Genomic DNA, 17,078 nt, shown 5'->3' on the forward strand with positions numbered 1-17,078 from the left:
ATGACCGTTCCCACCACCGCCCACAGCACGGCACCCGACGGATCGGCCGTCGTCTCCGGCATGCCGGAGACCGCTACGCTGCGCACCCCGCCCGTCGCCGCCCCACCGCGCAAGACGTTCTGGTCGCAGCTCGCCCAGGCGTTCGCGATGTTCCGCAACCCCAAGTCGATCGCCGGGCTCATCATCCTCGGGGTGTTCGTGCTCATCGCCATCCTCGCGCCGTGGATCTCGCCGTACGGTCCGACCCAGAAGGACCGCACCGCCCTGCGCCAGCCCCCCTCCTGGGAGCACTGGCTGGGCACGACGCACATGGGGGAGGATGTGCTGAGCCAGATCATCTACGGCACCCGCGGAGTCATCGTGGTCGGCTTCCTCGCCGCCTTCATCGCCACGATCATCGCGATCACCATCGGTGTGATCGCCGGGTACGTGCGCGGCTGGAAGAGCGAGTCGCTGTCGGCGCTGACCAACGTGTTCCTGGTGATCCCCGGCATCCCGCTGATCATCATCATCGCCTCCCAGTTCGAGAACCCGCCCCTGATCGTGATCGCCGCCGTGCTCGGCATCACGGGATGGGCCTGGGGTGCCCGAGTGCTGCGTGCCCAGACGATGTCGCTGCGCAACCGCGACTTCATCCAGGCCGCGCGCGCCAACGGTGAACCGCTGCGCCGCATCATCACGGTCGAGATGCTGCCGAACCTGATGGCGCTCATCGCCTCGAGCTTCGTCGGGACCGTGACGGCGGCCATCCTCGGTCTCACCACGCTGGCGTTCATCGGGGTGATCCCGGTGAGCAACCTGAACTGGGGCACCATCCTGTTCTGGGCCCAGCAGAACGGCGCGTTCCCGCGTCTGTGGTGGTGGTACGTGCCCGCCGGGCTCTGCATCGCGATCATCGGCGTCGCCCTCTCGCTCATCAACTTCGGCATCGACGAGTACGTCAACCCGCGCCTGCGCTCCGCGGGCGAGCGGGCCAGAGCGATGAAGAAGAAGGGGCTGAACGTGAACGACGCCGTCACGGCCGTCCGCAGCGTGCCCCTGCCCGAGAAGGCTCCCGATCCCGTAACGTCGGCGGCCTCACCCGACAGTGCCGACTCCTCGAAGACCTCGACCCAGAACACGAAGTGATGACCTCTCAGACTCTGACCACGCAGCTCCCGTACCAGGACCCCGCTCTCTCGATCCCCGAACGCGTGGCCGACCTCCTCAGCCGTATGACGCTGGAGGAGAAGGTCGGGCAGATGCTCCAGCTCGACGCCCGCGACGACATCGACGACCACATCGCCCGCCGTCACGCCGGATCGATCCTGCACACCTCGCCGGAGCGAATCCTGCGGGCGAACGAGCTCACGGCGCAGACCCGGCTCCGCATCCCGCTGCTGGTGGCGGAGGACTGCATCCACGGGCACTCGTTCTGGCCGGGAGCGACGATCTACCCCACGCAGCTCGGCATGGCCGCGTCGTGGGATTCCGACCTCGTCGAGCGCGTCGCACGCGCGACCGCCGAAGAGGTCGCGGTGACCGGCATCCACTGGACGTTCTCTCCCGTGCTGTGCATCGCGCGCGACCTGCGCTGGGGTCGCATCGACGAGACCTTCGGCGAAGACCCGTTCCTGATCGGCGAGCTGGCCTCGGCGATGGTGCGCGGCTACCAGGGCGACGGACTCGACGATCCGACCGCGATCCTCGCGACCGCCAAGCACTTCGCCGGGTATTCCGAGACGCAGGGCGGGCGTGATGCGAGCGAGGCCGACATCTCACGGCGCAAGCTGCGCTCGTGGTTCCTGCCGCCGTTCGAGCGCGTCGCCCGCGAAGGATGCCGCACGTTCATGCTCGGCTATCAGACCACCGACGGCGTGCCGATCACGACCAACGACTGGCTGCTCAGCGACGTGCTGCGCGGTGAGTGGGGCTACACCGGCACGCTCATCACCGACTGGGACAACGTCGGTCGCATGGTGTGGGAGCAGCGGATCCAGCCCGACATCATGCACGCGGCCGCGGCAGCCGTGCGGGCGGGCAACGACATGATCATGACCACTCCGTCGTTCTTCGAAGGAGCGCTGGACGCGGTGGCCGAGGGCATGCTCGCCGACGACGCGTTCGATGCGGCGGCCGCGCGCATCCTCACGCTCAAGTTCGAGTTGGGGTTGTTCGAGAACCCGCGTCTTCCCGGAACCGAGCTCGACGCCGTGGTGGGCAGTGCGGCGCACGCCGAGCTGAACCTCGAGGTCGCCCGACGCTCGCTGGTGCTGCTCGAGAACGACGGTGTGCTGCCGCTCGATCCCACGGCGGCGCTGAAGGTCGCCGTGACCGGGCCTCTCGCCGACGATGCCCAGACACAGCTCGGCGACTGGGCAGGCGGCTCCGGCCAGGCGGGCTGGCTCGACGGCCAGCCCCGCGAGATGATCACGACCGTGCTCGACGGTCTGCAGTCGGTCGACGGCTGGACCATCACGCACGCCCGCGGCGCCGACATCCTCACGCTCGAAGAAGACCCGCAGGGGCCGTTCTTCCCCGACAAGCAGCCGCGTCCGCCGGTGGTGAAGGCCTGCGAGCCGGATGCCGCGCTGATCGCGGAGGCCGTCGCCGCGGCATCCGACTCCGACGTCGTCGTGGCGGTCGTCGGCGACCGGATCGAGCTGGTCGGCGAAGGGCGCTCCACTGCGACGCTCGAGCTCATCGGCGGGCAGAACGCCCTGATCGATGCGCTCATCGCGACCGGCACGCCCGTCGTGATCGTGCTGCTCGCCTCGAAGCCGCTGGTGCTCCCGGCATCGGCATCGAAGGCCGCCGCCGTGATCTGGGCGGCGAACCCCGGCATGCAGGGCGGGCGCGCACTCGCCGACATCATCTCCGGCGCGGCCGAACCGTCGGGGCGCCTGCCGATCTCGTTCGCGCGCCACGTCGGCCAGCAGCCGACCTATTACAACCAGATCCGCGGACAGCACGGCGATCGCTATGCCGACCTCACGCAGTCGCCCGCCTGGGCATTCGGCGAGGGCCTCTCGTACACGACGGTGGAGTACTCCGACCTGACGCTCGACGCGACTTCGCTGCGGGAGTCCGACACCATCGTCGGTCATGTCACGGTGTCGAACACCGGGGAGCGGTCCGTGCGCGAGACCGTGCAGGTGTACGTGCGCGACTCCGTGACGAGCGTGAGCTGGACCGACAAGGAGCTCAAGACCTTCCGTCAGGTCGACCTCGCCCCCGGCGAGTCCGCGCGCGTGCGGGTGGAGCTGCCGGTCGCCGACTGCACGATCGTGGATGCCGCGGGCAACCGCATCGTCGAGGCCGGCGCCTTCGAGCTGCTCGTCGGCCCCAGCTCCCGCGACGAGGCTCTCCTCTCCGCGGACTTCGAGGTCGCCTGACCTGTCGTAGCCCTGCCTCGCCGAGACCCACGCCCCTCGCCGAGGCCCACTGCCGCCGACGTATCCGGCGATGGGTCTGGCGGGCGAGCGTGGGTCTCGGCGATACTGACGCGGCGACGAGGGGGGTCAGTCCTGCAGGCGCTGGGGGCCGGCGCCCTGGGTGCCCAGGGCGTCGTCGGGGTTGAGCAGGCCGCACGCCTTCATCGACAGGCAGCCGCAGCCGATGCATCCGGTGAGTTCGCGTTCGAGTCGTTCGATGCCCTCACGGCGCTTCTCGAGTTCGCGCTTCCAGCGCCTCGAGGCCCGCTGCCAGTCGGCGTGGCTCGGAGTCTCGGTCAGGGGTACGTCGGCGAAAGCCGTCTGCACGTCGGACAGCGGGATGCCGAGGCGTTTGGCGACCGTGATGAGCGAGACGCGGCGCAGCATGTGCCGGGCGTAGCGGCGCTGGTTCCCGGGGGTGCGGGTCGAGGCGATGAGGCCGAGCGACTCGTAGAAGTGCAGAGCGGAAGCGGCGACTCCGGTGCGCCTGGTCATCTCGCCGATCGTCAGCGGCTCGTCGGGTGCGTGCGGACTCATCCCGGTGCCTTCCTCGATTTGACCTCAAGTATACTTGAGGTTTTACGGTTGTCAGGTGGCCCCGATACGGGCCGAACGACCGAACGAGGACAGCGTGACCCGAACGAAGACCCCGCGATGACCTATGTGATCGCTCTGCCGTGCGTCGATGTGAAGGACAAGGCCTGCATCGACGAGTGTCCCGTCGACTGCATCTACGAGGGCGAGCGGTCGCTCTACATCCACCCGGATGAGTGCGTGGACTGCGGTGCCTGCGAGCCGGTCTGCCCCGTCGAGGCCATCTACTACGAAGACGATCTGCCCGACGAGTGGCAGGACTACTACAAGGCCAACGTCGAGTTCTTCGACGAGATCGGAGCTCCCGGAGGCGCCGCGAAGACGGGGATGCTCGCCTTCGACCACCCGATCATCGCCGCACTCGCGCCCCAGGGAGAACACGCATGACCGTCGTCGAACCCCGCATCGCCATCGTCGGGGCGGGCCCTGCGGGCATCTACGCCGCCGACATCCTGCTCGGCCGCGTGCCGAACGCGTCGATCGACCTGTTCGAGAAGCTGCCGGCGCCCTACGGCCTGGTCCGCTACGGCGTCGCCCCCGACCATCCGCGCATCCGCAAGATCACCGATGCGCTGCACGAGGTGCTCGTGAACCCGCGCATCCGGCTGCGGTGCAACGTCGAGATCGGCGTCGACGTCGGGATCGACGAGCTGCGTGCGGCGTACGACGGGGTGATCGTGGCGACGGGGGCCGACCTCGACGTCGCCCTCGACATCCCCGGCATCGATCTGCCCGGATCCTTCGGCGCGGCCGATTTCGTCGCCTGGTACGACGGGCACCCTGATGCGCCGCGCACCTGGCCTCTCACGGCGGAGACGGTGGCCGTGCTCGGTGCGGGCAACGTGGCGCTCGACGTGACGAGGATCCTCGCCACGCACGCCTCGGCGCTGAGCCGCACCGACACTCCGGATGCTGTGCTCGATCAGCTCGCGACCAGCCCGCTGCGCGACGTGCACCTGTTCGCCCGTCGGGGCCCCGCCGACGTGCGGTTCTCGGCCATGGAGCTGCGAGAGCTCGCCGAGCAGGACGACGTCGACGTGATCGTCGACCCGGAGGAGCTCGCTCTCGACGAGCACGCCGAGCGGATGGTCGCCCAGTTCTCGCAGCGCCGCATCATCGTGCGCACCATGACCGAGTGGGCGGCCCTCGATCCGGCGAGCCGCACCGCCTCGCGCCGCATCCACCTGCACCTGCGGCAGCGCCCGGTGCGACTGCTCGGCTCCGACGCCGTGACGGGCATCGAGATGGAGCGCACCGCCTCCGACGAGCTGGGTCGGATGGTCGGTACCGGGCACCTGCTGCGCTATGAGGTCGGGGCGGTCTATCGTGCCGTGGGCTACCGCTCGACCCCTGTTCCCGGGATGCCGTTCGACGCCGATCTCGGCGTCGTGCCGCACGTCGAGGGACGCGTCGTGGACGCGGAGGGCGCACCGATCCCGCGGCTGTACGCGACCGGCTGGATCAAGCGTGGCCCGGTCGGGCTGATCGGCTCGACCAAATCGGACGCCGCACAGACCATCGGACATCTCGTGGACGACCTCGACGCCCTGGAGCGCGAGGCCCGCGACGACGACCCGATCGCGCATCTCACCCACGCCGTCGACTTCGACGGGTGGCTGCGCATCGATGCGGCCGAGCGCAGCGCCGGCGCGGACCGCGGTCGCGAGCGGACCAAGCTCGTCGAGCGTGAGGAGATGCTGATGCATGCCAAGCAGGAACAGATGATGGAGGCCGGCCGATGACCGCGACACCCGTACCCACCCCGATCGGCGAGGCGCTCAAGGCCGCGTTCCGCACGCACCCCGCCGGCGTCGCGATCATCACCGCGAGCACACCCGAGGGCCCGGTCGGTCTCACGGCGTCGAGTGTCGCCTCTGTGGCGGTCGACCCTGCCGCGATCGTGTTCTCCGTGACCCGTGCCACCGGTTCCGCCGGGGCGATCCTGGGGGCTGCGACCTTCGTGGTGCACCTGATCGACGACGAGCATGCCGACCTCGCGCAGAGCTTCGCCGTGAGCGGCTCCGAGCGATTCACGCCCGAGCAGGGGTGGGCCGCACTGCCGACCGGAGAGCCTCATCTCCCCGAGGCCAGGGCGGCGCTGCGCTGTCGGACGATCCAGACCGTGGCGGTCGGCTCGTCGACCGTCGTCATCGCCGAGGTCATCGACGTGCTGGCAGGGCCGACCGGCCGCCCGCTCGTCTACCTCGACCGCCACTTCCACGCCCTTCCGAACGACACCCACCACTGAAAGGAAGACGTCATGTCCACTCTCTACACGCTCCCTGAGCTGCCCTACGACTACTCGGCCCTCGAGCCGCACATCTCGGGCAAGATCATGGAGCTGCACCACTCCAAGCACCACCAGGCCTACGTGACCGGTGCGAACACCGCGCTCGAGCAGCTCGCGACCGCTCGCAGCGCCGGCGACCTCGCGAACGTCAACAAGCTCGAGAAGGACCTCGCGTTCAACCTCGGCGGCCACATCAACCACTCGGTGTTCTGGCAGAACCTCTCGCCCGAGGGCGGCGGCGCCCCCGAGGGCGAGCTGGAGGCCGCACTGGTCGACGCGTTCGGGTCGATCGAGGCGTTCCGCGCGCACTTCACCGCGACCGCGCTCGGCGTGCAGGGATCGGGCTGGGCCGTGCTGGCGTGGGACAGCGTCGGAGCGCGCCCCGTGATCTTCCAGCTGTTCGACCAGCAGGGCAATGCCCCACTCGGCGTCACCCCGCTGCTGCAGCTGGACGTCTGGGAGCACGCGTACTACCTCGACTACCTCAACGTGCGCGCCGACTACGTCAAGGCGTTCTGGGAGCTGGTGAACTGGCCCGACGTGCAGCGTCGCTTCGAGGCAGCCCGCACGGCGACGAAGGGTCTCATCGTCGCGAGCTGACCGTGATGTGCGGCCGGCCGTGAGTATCTGCGCGACCGGCCGTGCTCGCGGTCACGCGAGGGAGAGGAAGAGCCTCTCCAGTTCGGCCATCGACACCCCACCGGTGTCGGTGGCCGTCTCCGTCTCCGCCTCCGGGTCGGTCAGGCACTCCTTCATGGCGGAGGCGATGATCTGGAAGCCCGCCTTGTCGAGCGCCGAGGTGACGGCGGCGAGCTGTGTGACCACCGCGCGGCAGTCGCCTCCGCTTTCGACGGCGGCGATCACGGCCCCGAGCTGTCCCTGCGCGCGCTTGAGTCGATTGACGATCTTGCGCTGAGTCTCGGCGTCTGCGGATGACATGTTCGCTCCCTGAGTGTCGGCTGGACTTCTCACTATACCCCCTGGGGTATAGTGAGACCCAGATACCCGTGGGGGTATCGGTGAGGAGTCGAGAACAATGTGCCGAGCTGTCCGTTGCAAGACCTGTGGCAAGACGACCTGGGCGGGGTGCGGTGAGCACGTCGACGCTGTGCGGCGAACGGTTCCCGCATCGCAGTGGTGTTCCGGGCACCCGAAGGAGCAGACGCAGCGCGGCTTCTTCTCGCGGATGTTCCAGCGATGACGTCCGCCGAACCGCTCACGGTCGTCATCGTCGGCGGTGTCGCCGGGGGGATGTCGGCGGCTGCGCGCCTGCGCCGGCTCGACGAGCACGCGCAGATCGTGGTCTTCGAACGCGGACCCGAGGTCTCCTACGCGAACTGCGGGCTGCCCTATTACGTGGGAGGCGCGATCACAGAACGCGAGTCGCTGCTCCTGCAGACGCCCGCGTCGCTGCGCAGCCGCTTCCGACTCGACGTCCGCGTGCGTCACGATGTGGTGCGCGTGGACACCGCCCAGAAGGTGGTCGAGGTCATGGACATCGACACCGGGCGCCGCTTCACGCAGCGCTACGACACGCTGATCCTCGCCACCGGTGCGCGCCCGCGGCGGGATGAGCCCCTCTCCGACGTCCCCGTCCGCAGTCTGCGGACTGTCGAAGACGCGGACGTGATCGATGCGTCGCTCTCGCGCCCCGGAGTGCCGGTGGTGGTCGTCGGCGGTGGCTACACGGGCCTGGAAGCGGTCGAGAACCTCGTCGCACGGGGAGCGTCGGTCACCCTCGTGCAGCGGGGGCCCCACCTGCTCTCTCCTCTCGATGCGGAGATGGCCGCCCCGATCGCCGCCGAGATCCGTGCGCGCGGTGTCGACGTGCGCCTCGGGGTCGAGGTCGCCACGGCGGGGAGCGGCGCCGTCACGCTCAGCGACGGGTCGTCGGTCGCCGCGGAACTGGTCATCGATGCCTCCGGCGTCGTACCGGAGACGGCGCTGGCGGAGGGCGCCGGCATCCGCCTCGGTGAGACCGGCGGCATCGCGGTCGATTCGATGTGCCGCACGAGCGCGCCCGACGTGTTCGCTGTGGGAGACGGCGTCGAGAAGCTCGAGCTCGTGGGCGGTGACACGGCTCTCATCACCATGGCCGGCCTCGCGAACCGACACGGCCGCATGGTGGCCGATCTCATCGCGGGGCGGACCGAGACGGTGCGACCCGCACTCGGCACCGGGATCGTCCGCGTGTTCGGGATCGCCGCGGCGAAGGTGGGGTGGAGTGAACGGCAGCTCCGGGCGGCAGGGCGCGAGTTCTACGTCGTGCACGTGCACCCCGGATCCCATGCGGGGTACTACCCCGGTGCCGAGACGCTGTCGATGAAGCTGCTCGCCGACCCTGGATCCGACGCCATCCTCGGGGTGCAGATCGTCGGGCGAGACGGTGTGGACAAGCGGATCGACGTGGTGGCGACGGCCATGCAGGCCGGCATGCCCGCGGCCGAGCTCGCGCATCTCGAGCTCGCCTACGCGCCGCAGTTCGGCTCGGCGAAGGATGCGGTGAACATCCTCGGCTACGTCGCGGAGAACACCCGCACCGGCACCACTCCGACGATCCAGTGGCATGAGCTCGAGGCCGCGCAGACGGCGGGAGCCACCTTGATCGACGTGCGCTCGCCCGCGGAGTTCGCGGCCGGGGCGATTCCCGGTGCCCTCAACGTGCCGGTCGACGAGCTCAGGGATCGGCGGGACGAACTGCCGGACGGGCCCGTCGTGGTCCACTGTCAGGTCGGACTGCGCGGGCACATCGCCACCCGGATCCTCCGGCAGTACGGTGTCGACGCGCGCAACCTCGACGGCGGCTATCGCACCTGGCGCGACGCCACCCTGCTTCGCGGCTAGAGCAGGCGCGCGGTCGTCCCGCGCACGTTCAGCTCGTAGGGCAGCGCCGAGGGGATGTGCACGGCATCCGGGGTGGCGAGCTTCGCAAGCACCGCATCCGCTGCCCGCTCTCCCTGTCCGAGCGGGAACTGATCGACCGTGGTCAGGCGGAAGAACTCGCCGAGCTCGTGCCCGTCGATGCCGACGATCGACAGCTCCTCCGGCACGCTGAAGCCGAGGTCGCGAGCCGCGAGCAGGGCGCCGATGGCCATCTCATCCGACGCCGCGAACACCGCGGTCGGGCGGGGTCCCGGGCGTCCGAGCAGCTGCTTGGCCGCCCGGTATCCGCCCTCGACCGTGAAGTCGGCTGGTTCGAGGAAGGCATGGTTCAGGGGGAGGCCGGCCTTCGCCAGAGCCTTCTCGAAGCCCAGGCGGCGGTTGGTCGGGATGTGGAAGTCGATGTCGAACTCGGGGTTCGCCCCGATGTGCGCGATGTCGGTGTGGCCGAGGCTGATCAGGTGCTCGGTCGCCAGCTGCGCGACCGCGATGTCGTCGACCGTGAGGGTGTCGAGCTTCGGGTTCGGACCGCCGATCGCGATCACGGGAAGCCCGAGATCGAGCAGGTACTGCGTCTCGTCCTCGTCGAGCTCGATCGACACCGCGATCACGGCATCCACGCGCTGCCGACGCAGGAACGTGTCGAACACATGGCGGCGCACGTCCTTGTCGGCGGTGATGTTGTAGAGCGTGATGTCGTAGCCCGCGCGCATGAGAGCGGCGGAGACGCCGGAGAGCACCGTGCTGAAGAACCACCGGTCGAGGAACGGGACGATGACGCCGACGTTGCGGGTGCGACCGGAGGCCAGGCTCGACGCGCGCGACGAGACGACGTAGCCGAGCGACTGCGCCGCGGCCTGCACCCTCTCCTTCGCGGACTCGGACACATGGCCGCGTCCGCTCAGTGCGCGCGAGACGGTCGCGGTGGAGACTCCGGCGAGCCGGGCGACCTCATCGATGCTGGCCATGTGTTCCTTCTCGAAAAGTGCTCCGGTCGCGATTCCTGTCGTCTCACGGGGGAGTGAGCGGCAGGAATCGCGACCGGAAGGGCCTGTCAGGCCTGGATTGCGGTGGTGTACCAGACGGCGGTGTCGACCGGGATCGATGCGCCCTCGAACGGCTGGCTCTGCAGGATCACGAGGGCATCGGCCGGCAGGTCGATCGGCGCGGTGCCGAGGTTCGCGACCACGTGCACGTCACCGCGGCGGAAGGCCACCGCGTCGGGACCGGCGTCTTCCCAGACCAGCGAGCCGCTGCCGAAGCCGTGCTCACGACGAGCGGCCAGCAGACGCTTGTACAGCGCGAGCGTCGACGAGGGGTCGACCTCCTCGACGTCGCGGGCGTAGGCCGACCAGTCGGCGGGCTGCGGGAGCCACGAGATACCGGTGTCGTTGAAGCCGAACGCCGGAGCCTCCGCCTCCCAGGGCAGCGGCACGCGGCATCCGTCGCGTCCGTAGCGCTCGCCGTTCGTGCGGAACCAGGTCGGGTCCTGACGGTACTCGTCCGGGATCTCCATGGCTTCGGGCAGCCCGAGCTCCTCGCCCTGGTACAGGTACGAGGAACCGGGCAGCGCCAGCATGAGCGTGGTCGCGGCGCGGGCGCGTGCCAGGCCGATCGCGGTGTCCGGCTTGTTCGGGGTGTTCGGGCCGATGCCCTCGCCCTGGGGGTTCTCGGCGGTCAGCGCGAGGCGCGAGGCGTGGCGCACGACGTCGTGGTTCGACAGCACCCAGGTGCTGGGGGCGCCCACCGCGCCGAAGTCGTCGAGGGACTCGCGGATGACATCGCCCAGCGCCTTCGCATCCCACGGCGTCATCAGATACGGGAAGTTGAAGGTCTGGTGCATCTCGTCCGGACGCACCCAGAGAGCGGTCTGCTTGAGCGTCGGCATCCAGGCCTCGCCGCACAGCGCGCGGTCGCCGTCGTATTCGGCGAGCACCTTGTGCCAGTCGCGGTAGATGTCGTGCACGCCGTCCTGGCCCCAGTACGGCACGTTCGACTCGCCGCCGCCCATGGAGTCGGCATCGCTCGGGGGCGTGTAGTCGGGCAGGCCGTCGGCCTTGATCATGCCGTGCGCCACGTCGACGCGGAAGCCGTCGACACCGCGGTCGAGCCAGAAGCGCAGGATGGAGCGGAACTCCTCGCGCACCTCTTCATTGGTCCAGTCGAAGTCGGGCTGGGTGGCGTCGAAGATGTGCAGGTACCACTGGCCGGGGGTGCCGTCGGCCTCGACGACGCGCTCCCACATGCCGCCGCCGAACACCGACTCCCAGTTGTTCGGCGGAAGCTCGCCGTTCTCGCCCTTGCCGTCGCGGAAGATGTAGCGCGCGCGCTCGGGGCTTCCCGGCGCGGCCTTCAGTGCCTGCTGGAACCAGACGTGCTGGTCGGAGGAGTGGTTCGGCACCAGGTCGACCACCACGCGGATGTTGCGTGCGTGGGCCGCTTCGAGCATGTCGTCGAAGTCGGCGAGCGTGCCGAACAGCGGGTCGACGTCGCGGTAGTCGGCCACGTCGTAGCCGGCGTCACGCTGCGGGCTGGTCATGAACGGGCTCAGCCAGATCGCGTCGACGCCGAGCTCCTGCAGGGCGTCGAGCCGGCTGGTGATGCCCGGCAGGTCGCCGATGCCGTCACCCGAGGCATCCGCGAAGGAACGGGGGTAGATCTGGTAGATGACGGCGCTGCGCCACCACTCGGAACCGGGGGCTGCGATCTGCTCAAGCTGTGCCATGGGAACAGGCTAGTGCAAACGCTTACATTCATGCCAGAGCGGGGATCGAATCGGTTCGGTGACGGGAGCTGTGCGCGGGCGTGCGGGCGTTTGCAGGAGGATTCGCCGGATGCATGAGCTCTTCGCCCGCGGGGGTCATGCATCCGTCACGCGATCATGCCGGTGTCGCCGGCGGCCCGATCGCAACCGGGGAGTAGGGTGAGGCATCCGATGAGTGGAGGCTGTCATGGTTCCCGAGATCAACTACTGGGCGGTCCTGCTGGCCACCGCGTCGAGCATGATCGTCGGCTCGATCTGGTACGCCCCGAAGGTGTTCGGTACGCGGTGGTCGAAGCTCGCGAACGTCGACATGGACCGTCCGGCGGCGACGGCGGTCTGGCCCATCATCACCACCGTGATCGTGAGCTTCATCACGGCATGGGTGCTCGCCGGAGCCTCCTCGATCGCCTGGCACTTCTACGGCGGATCGTACTTCTGGGGTGCCATCGTCACCGCGGTGACGCTGTGGGCGGGCTTCACGGCCGCCCGTTTCATCACGCATGACGCGTTCGAGGGGCGCTCGACCAGGCTCACCACCCTGAACATCGCTCACGAGCTGGTGACCGTCGTCGTCATGGCGCTCATCACCGGCGTCTGGCCGCCGGCGATCGCCTAGCGAACCGCCCGGACTCCGGGGATCGGGGGCGGTCAGCGGATCGGCGCGCATCGGATTCGCCGATGGGAGAGGCATCCCTAGACTTTCGCCGCTTCTGCGGTCTCGACGGGGCTGTCAGTGTGGGTCTCGTGGCCTCCGGGCCGCCCGCGTGGTCCTGACGGCGCGCGGCTCTGACCGAGGGGTCCCGATGTCCGGTTCTTCGCGCCGATCGGCGCCGTGGACGATCGCCGCAGCGCTCGTCGCCGCGGCCGTGCTCGTGGGAGCGGCTCCTGCCGCCTGGGGAGCCATCCGGCCGGCGGACGACCAGGGCTCCGGGGCGGGCGCTCCGGATGCCGCGCAGTCCGTCGCGCTGGCGTACGAGTTCCTGGATGCGCGTGTCGATCAGTTCTGCGACGGGGCCGGTCACTGTCTGCCGCGCAGCTACGAGGGCGGGTTCTTCACCACTCCGAGCTGGGACTTCACACCATCGTTCGTCTACGACGACGCGCTCGTGATCATCGCCTACACCGCGCGCGGCCTTCCGGATGATCTCCGTCGCGCGCGGGCGATCGGCGACACGCTCCTCTTCGTGCAGGACAACGACCCGATCGGCGACGGGCGCACCCGGGCGTCGTACGAGCCGCACGGAATCCGTCAGGGGCGAGTGGAGATCACCGGTCCCGGTTCGTTCACCGGGAATCAGGCATGGGTCGGGCTGGCCCTCACGCGTCTCGCACACGCCACCGGGGATCAGCGGTACCTCGACGGAGCGCTGCGTGTGGGGCAGTGGATCCAGGACAACACGGCCGACATGGTCAGGGCCCCGTACGGCTACACCGGCGGTCAGCTCGAGGACGGCACGTCGCTGAGCTGGAAGTCCACCGAGCACAACAGCGATGTGTCGGGGTTCTTCACGCAGCTGGCACAGCTCACAGGGGACCCGGTGTGGTCGGAGAGAGCGGCCGTGGCGGCCGACTTCGTCGCGGCGATGCAGAGTGCCGACGGCCACGTGAACACCGGCACGGGACTCGACGGCTCGACCGTCAACACCCGCCCGATCCCCCTGGATGCCCAGACGTGGAGCTCACTCGCCACCGGCGATCCGCGCTACGGCGCCGCTCTGGACTGGACACTCGCGAACCTGATCGCGACCGATGGCCCGTACACGGGGCCGTCGATCAGCGAGGTCGACGTGTCCAAGGCATGGTTCGAGGGCGGCGGGCACCTGGCTCTCGCCCTCAAGCTGCGCGACGGAGCGGGCGACGCCGATCGCGCCGAGACGCTGCTGAGCAGCATCCGTCTGGCGCAGCGCGACGCGCCCAACGGCGACGGCAAGGGCATCGTCGCGACGTCGAACGACGGCCTCGACTCCGGATTCGGCGACCTCTACTACGCCAGCCTGCACACCGGTGCGACCGCGTGGTACCTGCTCGCGGCAGCCGGGGACAACCCCTTCGCTCTGCCGGTCGAGTGACCCGGGGCTACGCGGCGACGCGGGCGACCGCGGCGATGGCGCTGGTGAAGAAGTCGAGTCCGTCGACACCGCTGCGCATGGCGACGGAGGTGTCGGGGCCGAATCCTGCCTCGGTGGCGTGCTCGGGGTGCGGCATCAGGCCGACCACGTTTCCGGCTTCGTTGGTGAGGCCGGCGATGTCGCGCAGCGACCCGTTCGGGTTGACTCCGGCGTAGCGGAAGGCCACGAGCCCCTCGCCCTCGATACGGTCGAGCGTCTGCTCGTCGGCGATGTAGCCGCCGTCGGCGTTCTTGAGGGGGATCACGATCTCCTGGCCGTTGCGGAACGCATTGGTCCAGGCGGTGTCGGAGTTCTCCACCGTGAGCCGCTGGTCGCGGCGCACGAAGTGCTGGTGGTTGTTGCGGATCAGGCCGCCGGGGAGCAGATGCGCCTCGACGAGCATCTGGAAGCCGTTGCAGATGCCGAGCACGGGCATGCCCTTCGCCGCGGCGTCCTTGACCTCGCTCATGATCGGCGAGAGTGCGGCGATCGCACCGGCGCGCAGGTAGTCGCCGTAGCTGAAGCCGCCGGGGAGGACGAGGGCGTCGACGCCCTCGAGGTCATGCGAGCCGTGCCACAGCGCGACGGGCTCGGCACCGGCGATGCGCACGGCGCGCTGCGCGTCGCGGTCGTCGAGCGAGCCGGGGAAGGTGATGACGCCGATGCGGACGGTCACTCGGCGACCTCGATGCCGACGACATCCTCGATCACGGAGTTGGAGAGCACCTCGTCGGCGATGCGCTTGGCCTCGGCGAGAACCTCGTCGGTGACCTCGCCCTCGACGGTGAGCTCGAAGCGCTTGCCGATGCGCACGTCGGTGAAGCCCTCGACGCCGAGGCGGGCGAAGGCGCCGGAGACGGCCTTCCCCTGCGGGTCGAGCAGTTCGGGCTTGGGCATGACGTCGACGACGATGGTGGGCATGAACGGCTCCGGGAGTCGCGGGCGGACGGGCGCACCCAGTCTACTGCCCCGGGCCCGCGCTCTTTCCCGGCGCGTGTGCGCGACCGCGCGGAGCGGAAGACCGACTACGCGGAGTGGAAGACGGTGTGCAGGTCGCCGACTGCCTCGCGGCCGCCGAGACCGTCGATCTCGAAGAGCACCGAGATGCCGACGACGTGGCTTCCGAGGCGCTCGACGAGCTCGCGCCCCGCGGCGAGGGTTCCTCCGGTGGCGAGCACGTCGTCGATGAGCAGCACGCGGGATCCGGCCGGCAGATCGTCGTGCATCTCGATCGTGGCGGTGCCGTATTCGAGGGCGTAGTCGACGGATGCCGCGGGCCGGGGGAGCTTGCCGGCCTTGCGGATCGGGATGAGTCCGACGCCTGCGGCGATGGCGGCGGCGCTGGCGAGGATGAACCCTCGCGCCTCGATGCCCGCGATCACGTCGAACTGCCCGGCGAAGGGCTCGATGATCGCCTCGGTCGTCACGCGGAGGGCCTCGGCGTCGGCGAGGAGCGGCGTGATGTCGCGGAAGATGATGCCCGGCTGCGGGTAGTCCGGCACATTGCGGATCAGGGCTTCGGCGCGGACGAGGGCGGGGGACAGGGTGGCTTCGGGCACTGCCCAAGGGTACCCCGCGTCGGTCGGGTTGACACCGTGGGAGCGCTCCCATAGAGTGACTGGTCAGTTCGTGGGAGCGCTCCCACGGCACCCCGAAGCACCACACACCGCACGACCACCACAAAGGAGTGAACTGTGAACACACGTGCCCGCCACCGGATCCTCGTGACTGCCGCCGTGGCATCCGTCTCCGCCCTCGCCCTCGCCGGCTGCTCCGGAAACCCGGGAGATTCCGGGGAAGGAAGCGCCGACGAACAGGTCACACTGACCGTCACCACGTTCGGCACCTTCGGCTACGAAGACCTCTACAAGGAGTACGAGAAGGCGCACCCGAACGTCAAGATCGAGGCGACCAACATCGACACCGGCGGCAACGCCCGCACCGATGCGTTCACCAAGATCGCCGCCGGTTCCGGCCTCAGCGACGTGGTCGCGATCGAGGAGGGCTGGCTCGGCGCCATCATGGACGTCTCTGACACCTTCGTCGATCTGCGCGACTACGGCATCGAAGACCGCAAGGACGACTGGGTCGACTGGAAGTACGGTCAGGCGACCGACGCCGAGGGTCGCGTCATCGGATACGGCACCGACATCGGCCCGAGCGGCATCTGCTACAACGGCGCTGCTTTCGAGGCGGCGGGTCTCCCGAGCGACCGCGAGTCGGTGGCCGAGCTGCTGAACGGCGACTGGGAGAACTACTTCGCGGTCGGCGCCGACTACACCGCGAAGACCGGCAAGGCCTGGTACGACCACTCCGGCTTCGTCTGGAACGCCATGGTCAACCAGCTGGACGAGGGGTACTACGCCGCCGACGGCACGTTGAACGTCGAGGACAACGCCGAGCTCAAGGAGCGCTTCGAGCTCCTGGGCGCCGCGACCGAGGGCGGGCAGTCCGCCGCGCAGACGGCGTGGGACTGGAACGGCGGCAAGTCGTTCGTCGACGGCACCTTCGCGACGTTCGTGTGCCCGGGCTGGATGCTCGGCGTCGTGCAGGGGCAGGTCGAAGCCGGCGGCGGTGACGCGTCGACCGGATGGGACTTCGCCGACGTGTTCCCGGGAGGCGCAGCCAACTGGGGCGGTGCGTTCCTGTCGGTCCCGGAGTCGTCGCAGCACAAGAAGGCGGCCGCCGAACTCGCCGACTGGCTGACGCAGCCCGAGCAGCAGGTGAAGCAGTCCGCTGCTGCCGGCAACTTCCCCTCGACGATCAAGGCGCAGGAGACGCTCGCGGCCGACGCGACGCCGAACGCCTTCTTCAACGACGCCCCGACCGGTGCGATCCTCGCCGAGCGCGCCAAGGGCGTCGTGGCCCAGTTCAAGGGTGCCGATGACTCGGTCATCCAGGAGAACGTCTTCGGCCCGGCGCTCAGCAGCCTCGATCGCCGCGAGACCGACACCCAGGGCGCCTGGGATCAGGCCGTCGGTCTGCTGAACGACCTCGTCGGCTGACATCCCCCTTCCGGTCGCAGTTCC

The 17,078-nt window shown here is 69.3% G+C and carries 17 protein-coding genes; 10 read left to right on the forward strand and 7 right to left on the reverse strand.

All coding sequences use genetic code 11. The annotated features are described in order from the left end of the window. Positions 1-1,128, forward strand: a complete 1,128-nt coding sequence (locus tag ASC55_RS13095; RefSeq protein WP_055876458.1) for an ABC transporter permease — start codon at positions 1-3, stop codon at positions 1,126-1,128. After that, positions 1,128-3,374, forward strand: coding sequence for a glycoside hydrolase family 3 N-terminal domain-containing protein (locus ASC55_RS13100; RefSeq protein WP_055876460.1), 2,247 nt, complete (start codon positions 1,128-1,130; stop codon positions 3,372-3,374). Before ASC55_RS13095 ends, ASC55_RS13100 begins: the two co-directional genes overlap by 1 nt. A gap of 126 nt (positions 3,375-3,500) precedes the next feature. Here ASC55_RS13100 and soxR read toward each other — a convergent pair whose 3' ends face one another. Beyond that, complete coding sequence (gene soxR, locus ASC55_RS13105; RefSeq protein WP_055869318.1) at positions 3,501-3,950, reverse strand: redox-sensitive transcriptional activator SoxR; 450 nt, start codon at positions 3,948-3,950, stop codon at positions 3,501-3,503. Positions 3,951-4,067: 117 nt separating this feature from the next. On the opposite strand from soxR, the gene fdxA reads away from it, so the two are divergent. From fdxA to ASC55_RS13125, 4 genes are read left to right on the forward strand one after another with little or no spacing between them, the layout of a single operon-like run. Next, positions 4,068-4,394 (forward strand): ferredoxin, encoded by a 327-nt coding sequence (fdxA, locus tag ASC55_RS13110; RefSeq protein ID WP_055876463.1) that lies wholly within the window; start codon positions 4,068-4,070, stop codon positions 4,392-4,394. Further along, positions 4,391-5,749, forward strand: coding sequence for an FAD-dependent oxidoreductase (locus tag ASC55_RS13115; RefSeq protein WP_055876466.1), 1,359 nt, complete (start codon positions 4,391-4,393; stop codon positions 5,747-5,749). Before fdxA ends, ASC55_RS13115 begins: the two co-directional genes overlap by 4 nt. Continuing rightward, the gene (locus ASC55_RS13120) at positions 5,746-6,255 is read left to right on the forward strand and encodes a flavin reductase family protein (RefSeq protein ID WP_055876469.1); all 510 of its coding nucleotides are present in this window, start codon (positions 5,746-5,748) and stop codon (positions 6,253-6,255) included. The genes ASC55_RS13115 and ASC55_RS13120 overlap by 4 nt, the downstream gene beginning before the upstream one ends. 12 nt (positions 6,256-6,267) lie before the next feature. Beyond that, on the forward strand, positions 6,268-6,897 hold the full coding sequence (locus ASC55_RS13125) for a superoxide dismutase (RefSeq protein ID WP_055876472.1): 630 nt from the start codon (positions 6,268-6,270) through the stop codon (positions 6,895-6,897). Positions 6,898-6,948: 51 nt separating this feature from the next. Here the strand turns inward: ASC55_RS13125 and ASC55_RS13130 are convergent, their stop codons facing one another. Next, complete coding sequence (locus ASC55_RS13130; RefSeq protein WP_055876475.1) at positions 6,949-7,236, reverse strand: metal-sensitive transcriptional regulator; 288 nt, start codon at positions 7,234-7,236, stop codon at positions 6,949-6,951. Between the two features lie 258 nt (positions 7,237-7,494). Here ASC55_RS13130 and ASC55_RS13135 point away from each other — a divergent pair, with 258 nt between their 5' ends. After that, positions 7,495-9,141: an FAD-dependent oxidoreductase gene (locus tag ASC55_RS13135; protein WP_055876478.1), complete on the forward strand. Its 1,647-nt coding sequence runs from the start codon at positions 7,495-7,497 to the stop codon at positions 9,139-9,141. On the opposite strand, the gene ASC55_RS13140 is transcribed toward ASC55_RS13135, so the two are convergent. Together ASC55_RS13140 and ASC55_RS13145 are read right to left on the reverse strand one after the other, a co-directional pair. Next, positions 9,138-10,145 carry a LacI family DNA-binding transcriptional regulator gene (locus ASC55_RS13140; RefSeq protein WP_055876480.1) on the reverse strand — a complete coding sequence of 336 codons (1,008 nt, stop codon included), beginning with the start codon at positions 10,143-10,145 and terminating at the stop codon, positions 9,138-9,140. The genes ASC55_RS13135 and ASC55_RS13140 overlap by 4 nt on opposite strands. 86 nt (positions 10,146-10,231) lie before the next feature. After that, on the reverse strand, positions 10,232-11,902 hold the full coding sequence (locus ASC55_RS13145; RefSeq protein ID WP_055876482.1) for a glycoside hydrolase family 13 protein: 1,671 nt from the start codon (positions 11,900-11,902) through the stop codon (positions 10,232-10,234). A 226-nt stretch (positions 11,903-12,128) separates the two neighbouring features. Between ASC55_RS13145 and ASC55_RS13150 the strand changes: the two genes are divergently transcribed. Both ASC55_RS13150 and ASC55_RS13155 read left to right on the forward strand, forming a co-directional pair. Beyond that, the gene (locus ASC55_RS13150; protein ID WP_055876484.1) at positions 12,129-12,557 is read left to right on the forward strand and encodes a DUF1761 domain-containing protein; all 429 of its coding nucleotides are present in this window, start codon (positions 12,129-12,131) and stop codon (positions 12,555-12,557) included. 187 nt (positions 12,558-12,744) lie between these two features. Further along, a complete protein-coding gene (locus ASC55_RS13155) occupies positions 12,745-14,010 on the forward strand; it encodes a hypothetical protein (RefSeq protein ID WP_055876487.1) in 1,266 nt (421 codons plus the stop codon). A 7-nt stretch (positions 14,011-14,017) separates the two neighbouring features. Here ASC55_RS13155 and purQ read toward each other — a convergent pair whose 3' ends face one another. The 3 genes from purQ to ASC55_RS13170 form a co-directional block, all read right to left on the reverse strand. Next, positions 14,018-14,725 carry a phosphoribosylformylglycinamidine synthase subunit PurQ gene (gene purQ, locus ASC55_RS13160; RefSeq protein WP_055869328.1) on the reverse strand — a complete coding sequence of 236 codons (708 nt, stop codon included), beginning with the start codon at positions 14,723-14,725 and terminating at the stop codon, positions 14,018-14,020. Next, the gene (gene purS / locus ASC55_RS13165) at positions 14,722-14,970 is read right to left on the reverse strand and encodes a phosphoribosylformylglycinamidine synthase subunit PurS (protein ID WP_017831295.1); all 249 of its coding nucleotides are present in this window, start codon (positions 14,968-14,970) and stop codon (positions 14,722-14,724) included. The genes purQ and purS overlap by 4 nt, the downstream gene beginning before the upstream one ends. Before the next feature lie 104 nt (positions 14,971-15,074). After that, positions 15,075-15,608, reverse strand: coding sequence for an adenine phosphoribosyltransferase (locus ASC55_RS13170; RefSeq protein ID WP_017831296.1), 534 nt, complete (start codon positions 15,606-15,608; stop codon positions 15,075-15,077). A gap of 135 nt (positions 15,609-15,743) precedes the next feature. Here ASC55_RS13170 and ASC55_RS13175 point away from each other — a divergent pair, with 135 nt between their 5' ends. Next, the gene (locus ASC55_RS13175) at positions 15,744-17,054 is read left to right on the forward strand and encodes an ABC transporter substrate-binding protein (RefSeq protein WP_055869329.1); all 1,311 of its coding nucleotides are present in this window, start codon (positions 15,744-15,746) and stop codon (positions 17,052-17,054) included. Positions 17,055-17,078: the final 24 nt, after the last annotated feature.

The sequence above is a fragment of the Microbacterium sp. Root322 genome (assembly GCF_001425645.1).
Lineage (GTDB): Bacteria > Actinomycetota > Actinomycetes > Actinomycetales > Microbacteriaceae > Microbacterium > Microbacterium maritypicum.

Excerpts from the sequence above, each read along its gene's own strand:
- ASC55_RS13095 (WP_055876458.1), top strand. The coding sequence starts at position 1 with ATGACCGTTCCCACCACCGCCCACAGCACGGCACCCGACGGATCGGCC.
- ASC55_RS13100 (WP_055876460.1), top strand. The coding sequence starts at position 1,128 with ATGACCTCTCAGACTCTGACCACGCAGCTCCCGTACCAGGACCCCGCT.
- soxR (WP_055869318.1), bottom strand. The coding sequence starts at position 3,950 with ATGAGTCCGCACGCACCCGACGAGCCGCTGACGATCGGCGAGATGACC.
- fdxA (WP_055876463.1), top strand. The coding sequence starts at position 4,068 with ATGACCTATGTGATCGCTCTGCCGTGCGTCGATGTGAAGGACAAGGCC.
- ASC55_RS13115 (WP_055876466.1), top strand. The coding sequence starts at position 4,391 with ATGACCGTCGTCGAACCCCGCATCGCCATCGTCGGGGCGGGCCCTGCG.
- ASC55_RS13120 (WP_055876469.1), top strand. The coding sequence starts at position 5,746 with ATGACCGCGACACCCGTACCCACCCCGATCGGCGAGGCGCTCAAGGCC.
- ASC55_RS13125 (WP_055876472.1), top strand. The coding sequence starts at position 6,268 with ATGTCCACTCTCTACACGCTCCCTGAGCTGCCCTACGACTACTCGGCC.
- ASC55_RS13130 (WP_055876475.1), bottom strand. The coding sequence starts at position 7,236 with ATGTCATCCGCAGACGCCGAGACTCAGCGCAAGATCGTCAATCGACTC.
- ASC55_RS13135 (WP_055876478.1), top strand. The coding sequence starts at position 7,495 with ATGACGTCCGCCGAACCGCTCACGGTCGTCATCGTCGGCGGTGTCGCC.
- ASC55_RS13140 (WP_055876480.1), bottom strand. The coding sequence starts at position 10,145 with ATGGCCAGCATCGATGAGGTCGCCCGGCTCGCCGGAGTCTCCACCGCG.
- ASC55_RS13145 (WP_055876482.1), bottom strand. The coding sequence starts at position 11,902 with ATGGCACAGCTTGAGCAGATCGCAGCCCCCGGTTCCGAGTGGTGGCGC.
- ASC55_RS13150 (WP_055876484.1), top strand. The coding sequence starts at position 12,129 with ATGGTTCCCGAGATCAACTACTGGGCGGTCCTGCTGGCCACCGCGTCG.
- ASC55_RS13155 (WP_055876487.1), top strand. The coding sequence starts at position 12,745 with ATGTCCGGTTCTTCGCGCCGATCGGCGCCGTGGACGATCGCCGCAGCG.
- purS (WP_017831295.1), bottom strand. The coding sequence starts at position 14,970 with ATGCCCACCATCGTCGTCGACGTCATGCCCAAGCCCGAACTGCTCGAC.